General features: G+C 72.1%; 10 protein-coding genes. 5 read left to right on the top strand and 5 right to left on the bottom strand.

Annotated elements, in window-relative coordinates; translation table 11 throughout:
• The coding region (locus FV242_RS30305; RefSeq protein WP_281407124.1) for a YbgF trimerization domain-containing protein at positions 1 to 566 on the bottom strand (566 nt) is incomplete at its 3' end.
• Between the two features lie 170 nt (positions 567 to 736).
• Positions 737 to 1,231 (bottom strand): peptidoglycan-associated lipoprotein Pal, encoded by a 495-nt coding sequence (gene pal, locus FV242_RS30300; protein ID WP_147909994.1) that lies wholly within the window; start codon positions 1,229 to 1,231, stop codon positions 737 to 739.
• Positions 1,232 to 1,655: 424 nt separating this feature from the next.
• On the opposite strand from pal, the gene FV242_RS30295 reads away from it, so the two are divergent.
• Positions 1,656 to 2,048, top strand: coding sequence for a response regulator (locus FV242_RS30295; RefSeq protein ID WP_147941506.1), 393 nt, complete (start codon positions 1,656 to 1,658; stop codon positions 2,046 to 2,048).
• Between the two features lie 11 nt (positions 2,049 to 2,059).
• On the opposite strand, the gene FV242_RS30290 is transcribed toward FV242_RS30295, so the two are convergent.
• The gene (locus FV242_RS30290) at positions 2,060 to 3,094 is read right to left on the bottom strand and encodes a WcbI family polysaccharide biosynthesis putative acetyltransferase (RefSeq protein WP_246692959.1); all 1,035 of its coding nucleotides are present in this window, start codon (positions 3,092 to 3,094) and stop codon (positions 2,060 to 2,062) included.
• A 73-nt stretch (positions 3,095 to 3,167) separates the two neighbouring features.
• Here FV242_RS30290 and FV242_RS30285 point away from each other — a divergent pair, with 73 nt between their 5' ends.
• The 3 genes from FV242_RS30285 to FV242_RS30275 all read left to right on the top strand — a co-directional run bounded on the left by FV242_RS30285 (position 3,168) and on the right by FV242_RS30275 (position 5,824).
• Positions 3,168 to 4,235 carry a GSCFA domain-containing protein gene (locus FV242_RS30285; RefSeq protein ID WP_147941505.1) on the top strand — a complete coding sequence of 356 codons (1,068 nt, stop codon included), beginning with the start codon at positions 3,168 to 3,170 and terminating at the stop codon, positions 4,233 to 4,235.
• An 82-nt stretch (positions 4,236 to 4,317) separates the two neighbouring features.
• A complete protein-coding gene (locus FV242_RS30280; RefSeq protein WP_147941504.1) occupies positions 4,318 to 4,917 on the top strand; it encodes a nitroreductase family protein in 600 nt (199 codons plus the stop codon).
• A 103-nt stretch (positions 4,918 to 5,020) separates the two neighbouring features.
• A complete protein-coding gene (locus FV242_RS30275) occupies positions 5,021 to 5,824 on the top strand; it encodes an SHOCT domain-containing protein (RefSeq protein ID WP_147941503.1) in 804 nt (267 codons plus the stop codon).
• A gap of 95 nt (positions 5,825 to 5,919) precedes the next feature.
• On the opposite strand, the gene FV242_RS30270 is transcribed toward FV242_RS30275, so the two are convergent.
• Complete coding sequence (locus tag FV242_RS30270; RefSeq protein ID WP_147909989.1) at positions 5,920 to 6,945, bottom strand: SIS domain-containing protein; 1,026 nt, start codon at positions 6,943 to 6,945, stop codon at positions 5,920 to 5,922.
• Positions 6,946 to 7,144: 199 nt separating this feature from the next.
• On the opposite strand from FV242_RS30270, the gene FV242_RS30265 reads away from it, so the two are divergent.
• Positions 7,145 to 8,587 (top strand): FAD-linked oxidase C-terminal domain-containing protein, encoded by a 1,443-nt coding sequence (locus tag FV242_RS30265; RefSeq protein WP_147941502.1) that lies wholly within the window; start codon positions 7,145 to 7,147, stop codon positions 8,585 to 8,587.
• Positions 8,588 to 8,686: 99 nt separating this feature from the next.
• Here FV242_RS30265 and FV242_RS30260 read toward each other — a convergent pair.
• Positions 8,687 to 10,432, bottom strand: a 1,746-nt coding sequence (locus FV242_RS30260) for a bifunctional diguanylate cyclase/phosphodiesterase (RefSeq protein WP_147941501.1), incomplete at its 5' end; no start/stop codon positions are given.

The raw sequence follows: 10,432 nt of genomic DNA, 5'->3' as shown, positions 1-10,432 counted from the left end.
GCGCCGGTGCGGGCGGGCGGGCGCAGGTCCACGGGCTCGTCGTAGCCGGGGGCGGCGCCCTCGGCGTCCGGATCCTCGTCGTCGATCGCGGCCCGGGGCACCGCCTGCGGCCGCACAGGGGCCGCCTCGGCGGCCTCCCGGGCCGGCAGCGGCGGGGAGGCCGGCGTGCTGCCGAGCGGCATCGGCGCTCCGGGTGCGCCAGGGGCCTGGGACGGGTCGAAAGCGTCGCCGCGCTTGCCGGGGCGGCCGGAGCCCGGATTGCCACCGTTGACCGTACCGGACGGGGCGGGGGCCGCCGAGGGCGCCGACGGGCTGGATCTGCCGCCGCCCTTACCCTCGTTCAGGCGAAACTCGACATCCTCCTGGAACTTGCGCAGCTGCTCTTTCAGCTGCCGGTTCTCGTATTGGAGGGTCTCGATCTGCCCGGACATGATCCGGGACTGGTTCTCGATGCGACCCAGGCGCACCACCAGTTCCGAGGCATCCTGCGCGGCGGCCGGATGGCCGAGGAGCAGGGCCCCGAGGATCGTGGTGAGCGCGAGGCGGGTGCGAAGGCGGGCGGGCATGATGGGCTGCGGTCCGATGGAAGCGCGAGGCCCTATCAGATGCGCCGTTCCGCGGCAAAACTGCGGCGCGGTCCGGTCGAACCCGGGGCCGACGCTGTCTTCGCAGAAAAGCCTGCCGACTCTGTGAAGAATCGGCAGGCGGACGGACCTCTTGGCCGTCTCTGCGAAGATTACGCCCCGGCGCCGCGGTCGAGCACGATCACCGCGCGGCGGTTCTGCGACCAGCACGAGATGTCGTTGCACACCGCCACCGGCCGCTCCTTGCCGTACGAGACCGTGCGCATCCGGCTCGCCCCGATGCCCCGGGTGGCCATGTAGTCGTTGACCGCCTGGGCACGGCGGGCGCCCAGCGAGAAGTTGTATTCGCGGGTGCCGCGCTCGTCGGCATGGCCCTCGATGATGAAGGTGTAGCGTGGGTAGCGCTGCAACCAGGCGGCCTGCTTGTCGAGGGTCGCGGTGGCGGTGGGGGTCAGGTCGGTGGAATCCGATTCGAAGAAGACCCGGTCGCCGATATTGACGACGAAGTCCTGTGCGCTGCCCGGGGTCGCGGCGCCGGCGCCGAACGCGGAGGCGTCGGCGAGGTCCTTGTCGTTGCTGCAGGCGCCGAGTCCGAGGCCGGCGCAGAGCGCGAGGCCGAGGGCGAGTGCGCGGAAACGCTGGGGCATGATCGTTCAACTCCTCGAGCGGGGCCGAAGGCCGGCTGCGGGTCTTCGAGGCGGGTCCGCGTCGTCCTGAGCGCCGGTGATAGGCGCGGATGGTTAAGCGACGGTTCCGGCGGGCGCCGCGCAACGTCCTGCGGGCCCGCATCGGTCGGCGGCGTGCGCTGCCGCACGCACGGCCATGCTGACGCGCCCGGATTGCGGCACCGCCGGGGCGATCGGGCCGGGCGATCGATCAAGCCGAGCCGTTTCCGCCCCGCGAGTTGCCGCGATGCAACAGGGCCGGATACCGCATCCGGGAGCGTTTTAAGACATTCTCAACCCTGTCGGGCCTTGATTCGCATGGAACGCTCGCCGTCGACGCGGATACCTGTTCGGCACACGCGAGCGCTTTCCGATCCAAAGACGCCGCGCGATTCCCGGACCCCCAATGCGCCCCGCCCAGTGCGTCCTCATCGTTGAGGACAGCTACCTGCTCCTCGAGATCATCGCGAGCCTGTGCGAGACGCAGGGCATCCGGGTGATCGAGGCCTCCACCGGGGAGGCGGCGCTGACGCTCCTGCGGGCGCGGGGCCACGAGATCGACTGGCTGTTCACCGACATCCACCTGCCCGGCCTGATCGACGGCTGGACCGTGGCCCACGCGTTCCGGGCGCTCCATGCCCACCGGCCGGTGGTCTACACCTCGACCGATGCGAGCGGCGGCCGGGGCGTGGCCGGCAGCCTGTTCCTGCGCAAGCCGTTCCAGGTGGAGGCGGTCAACCGGCTGGTCCGGATGATGGGCGACGGCCTGAGCGACGCCCCGCTCTGCGCGGTGGGCTGAGCGCGCCCCGGTTACCCGGCCCGGAACAGCGCGACGATCTCGGGGGTGGCGAGCCAGGTCTCGACCCGCTGGCACGCGAGGTCGCCGGCCGGCAGGGCGTCGTAGAGGGAAAAGCTCGCCGCGATGAAGCCCGGCAGGTCGTAAAGCCTCGGGAAGTCGTCGCCCCGGGGCTTGGTCTTGAAGAGGTACGAGCCGATGAGGCCGAAATGCTCGGCAATCGGCGGGTAGAGCGGCCAGACCACGTCCTGGACCAGCTCGTCGCCGAGGTAATCCTCGATCTCCACGGGCTCCGGCGTGAACCCGCTCTCCTGAAGCAGGCGCCGGGCGATGTCGCCGATGACGAAGGCCTTGGGGTGGTTCATCAGGTGCATGAAGGCGCCGCGCCGCGCCCAGCGGGTCACCTCCCGGTCCAGGCCGAAGCCCAGGGCGGCGGCGGCCCCGACCAGCTCGCGCACGGCCGGGTCCCAGTGGTCGAGGTAGCCCAGGCGCCGGAACACGGCCTCGCGGAACAGGCCTGCGGTGCGGCCGGCATCGAGGCCGAGCCGGTGGGCGCAGAGGGCGATCGCCGAGTGGTACTGCCCCGTCGGCGAGGGCGCGAGCTTCAGGGCGGCGAGGTCCGAGGCCTGGCCGGCATAGACCATGTCCGGGTGGAAGGCCGAGAACACGATCGCCGGGAACAGCTTGAGCCGTGGGTCGGCCGCCCGCAGAGTGGCGACGTCGCCGCCCGGGATCAGCCCGGCCGGGAAGGTCTGCGAGAAGACGTAATCGTGGGAGCGGAGCGTCCGGACCAGACCGTCGATATGGCCGTGGTCGCGCTTGAGGTAACCCATCGGTATGTAGCGCACGGGGCTGCGCGGGGCGAGCAGGCGCATCGCCTGCGCGATGCCCCGGGCCTGGCAATTGCCGAGCACCGCGATGGCCGGCCCGTCACGGGTCGTGGCGGCGCGCGCGCGGTTTCGCCATGGTGTCGCCCAGGTGGGCGCCCAACTGGGGGTCGACAGGGACAACGCGCTGCGGGCGCGCCGGGGCAGATCGTTCAGGGCCACGTCGCGTGCCGGGGTCAGCGGACGGATCAGCAGCCCCGAGGGCAGTTGCCGTCGTGAAGAAGAGGGTTCGAAGATGGCGTTGAATCCGTATACGGGTCTACCGGCCGAGCGATTCTGGCGCAAGGTCGTGACGAACGTGCCGCCCTTCGCGGTCAATCCGCACCCGAAGGACACGTTCGCGATCGGGCCGACCGACAAGGTCGCCACCGGCGGCTCGTGCTTCGCGCAGCGGGTGGCCGAGGCGGTGCGCGGCGCCGGCTTCAACTACTACCTGACCGAGCCGCCGCCCCCCGGCATGAGCGCCGAGGAGGCCAATGCCCGCCAGTTCGGCACCTTCTCGGCCCGCTACGGCAATCTCTATTACACGCGCCAGTTCGTGCAGCTGTTCGACCGGGCCTATGGCCGGTTCGAGCCCGAGCTGAAGGCGTGGCTGCGCGACGACGGCCGCTACGTCGACCCGTTCCGCCCCACCGTCGAGCCGGCGGGTTTCGCCAGCGAGGCCGAGGTGGTCGCCGCCCGCGACGCGCATCTGGCCGAGGTGCGCCGCCTGTTCGAGACCCTCGACGTGTTCGTGCTGACGCTGGGCCTCACCGAGGGCTGGCGCTGGCGGGGCGACGGCGCGGCGCTGCCGCTCGCCCCCGGGGTCGCGGGCGGCACCTTCGATCCCGAACTCTACGAGTGCGTCAACGCCGGCGTCGGCGAGGTGCTGGGCGACCTCAACGGCTTCCTGGACCGGCTCTGGAGCGTGAACCCGAAGGCCCGGGTGATCTTCACGGTCTCGCCCGTGCCGATGATCGCGACCTACATGGACCGGCACGTGATGGAGTCGAACAGCTACTCCAAGTCGGTGCTGCGGGTGGCGGCCGGCGAAGTGGTCGGCCGGGGCGATCCGCGGGCGGTGTACTTCCCGGCCTACGACATCGTCACCAGCAACGTGAATGCCGGGCGCTACTACAACGAGGACCAGCGCACCATCAACGACGCGGGCGTGCGCCACGTCATGCGGCTGTTCCTGTCGACCTTCGCGCGCGACCGTGCCGCCGCGGCCCCGACCCACGCCCCCGTGGACCTCGCGGCCGAGTTCGAGGGCAATGCCGGCGTGATCTGCGACGAGGAGGAGATCGAGCGCAGCGTGGCGTGAGCGGCGGGGGATTTGCCTCCGGGCAGGTGTTTCGGGCAAGCTCAGCAGCCTGGGCGCTCGCGCCCGTCCGGAGTCGATCCCCTTGAGCCTGCCCCCGCCCCGCCAGCCCGACCACGCGATCGACCCGGTCTTCGTGGCGCGGCACTCGCCCCGCGCGTTCACGGGCGAGGCGCTGCCCGAAGCCGAGCTGATGCGGATGATCGAGGCGGCGCGCTGGTCGCCGTCGGCGTACAATTCGCAGCCGTGGCGCTTCCTCTACGCGCTGCGCGGGGACGCGAACTGGGAGACGTTCTTCGGCCTGCTCGTGCCCGGCAACCAGAAATGGGTCTCGGGCACCGGCGCGATCCTGTTCCTGGTCTCGAACGGGCTCATGAAGGTCGGCGACGCGTTGAAGCCGTCCTACAGCCACTCCTTCGACGCCGGCACCGCCTCGCTCGCCTTCCAGCTCCAGGCGATCCACCAGGGCTGGCACGCCCACGGCATGGTCGGGTTCGACCATGTCCGCGCGCCCGAGGTGCTGCGCCTGCCCGAGAACCACCGGATCGAGGCCGCCTTCGCGGTGGGCCGCAAGGTCGCGGAGGCCGACCTCACCGAGGAGCAGCGTCCGCGGGAGGCCCCGAACGGCCGCCGCCCGATCACCGACTTCGTCATCGCCGGCGCGTTCCCGCCCTCCGGCACCTGAGGCGGTCCGGAACCGGAGTCTACGACCAAGGATTGTGTCGGCAGCGCAACGGCGCCGGCCCGCGCCCCGCCTTCTCCCGCCCCGCCACGATCGGAGCCTGCCCATGGACCCGAAAGCCTCGGTCCCGCCCGGCGGCAGCGCCGTGCCTGATCCGTTCCTCGACGCGGGTGGGTTCGACCATGCCTCCGGCCTCCAGACCGTGGCCGACCGCCACGGGGTGAGCCTCGATGCGGTGCGCCACCTGGTCCAGGCGCTGGAGCGCGGGCACGGCACGATGGCGCAGTTCAACCATCCCGACCTCGGCGGGATGGGCCAGTGGTTTTCCGGCGGCATGGTGATGGTCGGCCGGATGTTCGACGACAGCCTCAAGGCCCGGGTCGACGCCCTTTGCACCGAACTCGCCGCGGCGTTGCCGGCGGGCGGCTTCACGGAGGTCGGGCCTGCGTCGCAGCGCGGCGGCGGTGAGTGGTGGCCCGCCGGCCTCGGGGCTCCGGCGAGCACCGGCGCGCAGGACGGCCTGCGCTACGCCTATTTCCCCGACACGCGGCGGCTCGCGATCGAATCGGGCACCGGCATCGCGCTCTACGATACCGGCGAGCACCACATCTCCGGGGTGTCGCAGGCGAACGGCAGCCTCGATTTCACCGGCCCCCGGGGCGTCGTCGCCCTCGACCGCCTGCGCCGCATCGAGGCGGAGACGGCGGCCCCCCGGCAGGCCGATCCGGCCGAACCGCCGCCTGTCCAACCGAGCGCGCCCCCTGCCCAGCCGAGCGCGCCCGCGCCGGTGCCGGCCGCCTCGGGCGACGTGCTGGCCACGATCGAGCGCCTGGCGGAGCTGCACGCCCGGGGCGTGCTCAGCGCGGCGGAATTCTCGGACAAGAAGGCGGAACTGCTGGCGCGGCTCTGAGTCTTCGCGCGCCCGACACGCCCACCTGCGCCCTCCTCCTGAAGGGAGGCGGAGGGGTGTGTCCTAGGCTGTCAGCCGTCCGGATACCGACCCGGTCAGGCGATGCCGGCGCGCAGCAGGTCGTGGACGTGCACGATGCCGACGGGCCGGCCGTCGGTCACCGCGAAGACCGCGGTGATCAGCCGGCGGTTCATCAGCTCGAGGGCGGCCTGGGCGAGCTTGTGCGGCTCCACGGTGATCGGCTCGCGGGTCATGATCGCCGAGACCGGGGTGTCGAGGATCTCGGGGCCCATGTGGCGGCGCAGGTCGCCGTCCGTGATGATGCCGACGAGGCGCCCGGCGCCGTCCGTGACGCCGACGCAGCCGTAGCGCCGCGCCGCGATCTCGATCAGCACCTCGGACATCAGCGCGGTCTCGTGGACCAGCGGCATGTCCTGGGGGCCGTGCATCACCTGCTGCACGGTCTTGAGGCGGGCCGCCAGCGTGCCGCCGGGATGGAGGGTGTGGAAGCGGGCCGAGGTGAAGCCGCGCCGCTCCAGCAGCGCCACCGCCAGGGCGTCGCCGAGCGCCAGCTGGATCAGGCTGGAGGAGGTCGGGGCGAGGTCGTGCGGGCAGGCCTCGCGCACCCGCGGCAATTCCAGCAGCACGTCGGCGGCCTTGCCCAGCGTGCTGGCGCCGTTGCGGGTGATGGCCACCAGCGGGATCGAGAAGCGCCGGCTGAAGCCGACGAGGTCGGAGAGCTCCGCGGTCTCCCCGGACCAGGACAGGGCGATGATCACGTCGTCGCGGGCGATCATGCCGAGGTCGCCGTGGCTCGCCTCGGTGGGGTGGACGAAGAACGCGTGGGTGCCCGTGGAGGCCAGCGTCGCGGCGATCTTGCGGCCGATATGCCCGCTCTTGCCGATGCCGCTGACGATGACCCGGCCCTTGCTCTGCAGGATGGTCTGCACCGCCTCCTCGAACGCGACGCCGAGGCTGCCCTGGAACGCCGCGCTGGTCTCCTGCAGGGCGGCGATGCCCAGTTGCAGGCTGCGGATCCCGATATCGCGGGTGCCCGCGAGATGCGGCGAGGGCGCGTCGTAGGGGTCGTCGCGCAGGGCGCTGGAAGCGGGAGCGGTCATCGGTTCCGTTCTGGACCCGTCGAGCAGGGTCCGGCGCCGCGAAGGCGAAGCGAAGCGAGGTTTTCGACGCTAGGGAGCCGTCATGGTTGAAATGTGACGCCGGGACGACATGCCGCCCCTCTCTGTCCGCCCGGCGGTTGAAGGCCCGCTCCGGCGGGTCCATGCTCCGCATACGCCAGCCAAAAAGGGCCCGAGCCCCATGACCATCCGCTTCCCCGATCCCGACCCGAACATCCTCGCCCGGCGGGGGGAGATCCTGGCGGGCCTCGCGCCCCTGGTCGCCCCGGAGGCGCTGGTGGTGAGCGAGGACGAGCGCCGGGCCTTCGAGACCGACGGGCTCACCGCCTACCGGCAGATGCCGCTGGCCGTGGTGCTGCCCTCGACCACGCGGGAGGTGGCGGCCGTGATGGCCTATTGCCACGCCGCGGGCGTGCGGGTGGTGCCGCGGGGCGCCGGCACGTCGCTCGCCGGCGGGGCGATCGCGCAGGGCGACGCGATCATCCTCGGCGTCGGCAAGATGACCCAGGTGCTCGACCTCGACTTCGAGAACCGCACCGCCCGGGTACAGAGCGGGCTGACCAACCTGGCAATCTCGGGCGCGGTCGCCCACGAGGGCTTCTTCTACGCCCCCGACCCGTCGAGCCAGCTCGCCTGCACGATCGCGGGCAACATCGCGATGAATTCCGGCGGGGCGCACTGCCTGAAATACGGCGTGACCACCAACAACCTGCTGGGCGTCACCCTGGTGCTCAACGACGGCACCGTGGTGGAGGTGGGCGGCCAGCACCTCGACAGCCCCGGCTACGATCTCCTGGGCCTCATCTGCGGGTCGGAGGGGCAGCTCGGCATCGTCACCGAGGCGACCGTGCGGATCCTGCGCGCCGCCGAGGGCGCGCGGCCGGTGCTGGTCGGCTTCTCGAAGGTCGAGGATGCGGGCGATTGCGTCGCCGCGATCATCGCGGCCGGCATCATCCCGGTGGCGATCGAGTACATGGACCGCGAGGCGATCCTGATCACCGAGGACTTCGCCCAGGCCGGCTACCCGCGCGACGCCGAGGCGATGCTGATCATCGAGGTCGAAGGCTCGGATGCCGAGTGCGACGCGATGCTGGGGCGCATCGAGGCGATCGCCAAGGACTTCAGGCCGACCAGCGTGCGGGTGTCCCGCTCGGAAGCCGAATCCGCCGCGATCTGGAAGGGCCGCAAGTCGGCCTTCGGGGCGACGGGGCGCATCTCGGACTACATCTGCATGGACGGCACCATCCCGACCGGCCAGCTCGGCCCGGTGCTGGAGCGGATCGGGGCGATCTGCGCCGGCCACGGCCTGCGGGTGGCCAACGTGTTCCACGCGGGCGACGGCAACCTGCACCCGCTGATCCTGTTCGACATCAACACGCCGGGCGAATTGCAGAAGGCCGAGGCCGCGGGCGACGCGATCCTGAAGCTCTGCGTCGAGGTCGGCGGCTGCCTCACCGGCGAGCACGGCGTCGGGATCGAGAAGCGCGACTTGATGCGGTTCCAGTACGCGCAGGTCGATCTGGAGCAGCAGATGCGGGTGAAGGCGGTGTTCGACCCCGACTGGATGCTCAACCCCGCCAAGGTGTTCCCCCTGGACGGACGCCTGGAGACCAAGGCGGCCTAGAGCCCTTGATAGAGCGCCCGCGCAGTCCCGGGCTTCCAAGGGGCTCAGCCCCTGGGCGGGTCGTCAGGGCGGAGCCCTGATAGAGCCCCGGCCTCCCGATCAGGCCGCCACGCCGCCGCGGGTCGGCCCGGCCTCGGGCCGGCGCAGGCTGCCGGCGGTCCGGGCCAGGATCGCGGCGAGGTCGGCCACCGGGGCGGGCGGGCCGAACAAATTGCCCTGCAGCTCCTGGCAGCCTTCCTCCCGCAGGATCCGCGCCTGCTCGGGAGTCTCGACGCCCTCGGCCAGGACGTCGATCTTCAGGGCGCGCCCGAGCCAGATCATGGCCCGCAGGATCTCGACGCTGCCGCCGTCCCGCGCGAGGCTGCGCACGAAGCCCGGGTCGATCTTGAGCTTGTCGAACGGGAACCGGTGCAGGGTGCCGAGGCTCGAATAGCCGGTCCCGAACTCGTCCATGGCGATCCGCACGCCCGCGGCGCGGAACGCCCGCAGGAGCGACAGGTTCGCGGCGTTGTCCTGCAGCAGCACCGCTTCGGTAATCTCGAGTTCCAGGCGGTCCGGCCTGAGCCCGCTGTCGGCGAGCGCCGCCCGGACATCCGCTTCGAGGCCGAGGCCGGCGCATTGCAGCGGGGACAGGTTGACCGCGACCTTGACCGGGTCCGGCCAGGACGCGGCGGCCCGGCAGGCCGTGGCGAGGATCCAGGCGCCCAGCGGCCCGAGCAGCCCGACCTCATCGGCCAGCGGGATGAACTCCGCCGGGCCGACCTCGCCGTGCTCGGGATGGTGCCAGCGCGGCAGGGCCTCGAAGCCGTGCAGGGCCTGGCCGTGCGCCCCGACGATCGGCTGATAGTGCAGCACGAACTGGCCCCCGGCCAGCGCCCCGCGCAAATCGCCCCCGAGTTGCCGGCGGCGCTGGATCTCGACATCCATGGCCGGGTCGAAGAAGCGCCACGTACCCCGCCCGGCGGCCTTGGCCTGGTACAGGGCGATGTCGGCCTGCCGCAGCAGCGTGGCGGCGGTGCCGGACGGATCTTCGGCGATGGCGATGCCGATGCTGGTGCCGATCACCAGGGTGTGGCCGTTCACCGCGACCGGCGTCTCGAGGGCCGCCACGAGGCGCCGTGCCAGGCGCGCGGCGTCGGCGGGCAGGGGCGCCGTGCCGAGGACGATGGCGAACTCGTCGCCGCCGAGCCGGGCCACGAGGTCACCGACCGCCACCGTGGCGGCGAACCGGGCCGCCACCGCGCAGAGCAGCGCGTCGCCGACCGGATGCCCGTAGGTGTCGTTCACGACCTTGAAGCCGTCGAGGTCGAGGCACAGCACGGTGGCCGGCGCGCGGGCGTCGCAGCTGGCCAGGGCCGCGTCCATGCGCTCCTTCAGGACGAGGCGGTTCGGAAGGCCCGTGAGCGCGTCGTGCCGGGCCATGTGGGCGACCCGGGCCTCGCTCCGGCGCCGCTCGGTGACGTCCTCGTGGGTGCAGAGCCAGCCGCCGCCGGGGATCGGGGCGTGGACCACGTCGACCGCCCGGCCGTCGGCGAAGTCGCAGGTCAGCGACACCGCGTGGCCCTGCGCGGCGGTGCGCTCGCAGGCCGCCACCAGCGCCCCCGCGGCCGCGGATCCGAGGCCGTTGCGCGGGTCGCTAAGGTGGCCGAGGAGGGCCGGGAGGGCGGTCCCGGGCCGGCGCAGCTCCTCCGGGACCGCGTACATCCGCGCGTAGCGGGCGTTCATGACGATGAGGGCGTCGTCCCGGTCGAACAGGCACAGGCCCTGGACCATGTTGTCGAGGGCGATGCCGAACCGGGCGTCCTGGAGCCGCAGCGCCCGCTCGCCGCGCTCGCGCGCCTCGGC

The organism is Methylobacterium sp. WL64, assembly GCF_008039945.1.
Taxonomy (GTDB): domain Bacteria; phylum Pseudomonadota; class Alphaproteobacteria; order Rhizobiales; family Beijerinckiaceae; genus Methylobacterium.
The sequence above is the reverse complement of the archived record's forward strand: the minus strand, read 5'-3'. Positions and strand labels throughout refer to the sequence as shown.

Excerpts from the sequence above, each read along its gene's own strand:
- pal (WP_147909994.1), bottom strand. The coding sequence starts at position 1,231 with ATGCCCCAGCGTTTCCGCGCACTCGCCCTCGGCCTCGCGCTCTGCGCC.
- FV242_RS30295 (WP_147941506.1), top strand. The coding sequence starts at position 1,656 with ATGCGCCCCGCCCAGTGCGTCCTCATCGTTGAGGACAGCTACCTGCTC.
- FV242_RS30285 (WP_147941505.1), top strand. The coding sequence starts at position 3,168 with ATGGCGTTGAATCCGTATACGGGTCTACCGGCCGAGCGATTCTGGCGC.
- FV242_RS30275 (WP_147941503.1), top strand. The coding sequence starts at position 5,021 with ATGGACCCGAAAGCCTCGGTCCCGCCCGGCGGCAGCGCCGTGCCTGAT.
- FV242_RS30270 (WP_147909989.1), bottom strand. The coding sequence starts at position 6,945 with ATGACCGCTCCCGCTTCCAGCGCCCTGCGCGACGACCCCTACGACGCG.
- FV242_RS30265 (WP_147941502.1), top strand. The coding sequence starts at position 7,145 with ATGACCATCCGCTTCCCCGATCCCGACCCGAACATCCTCGCCCGGCGG.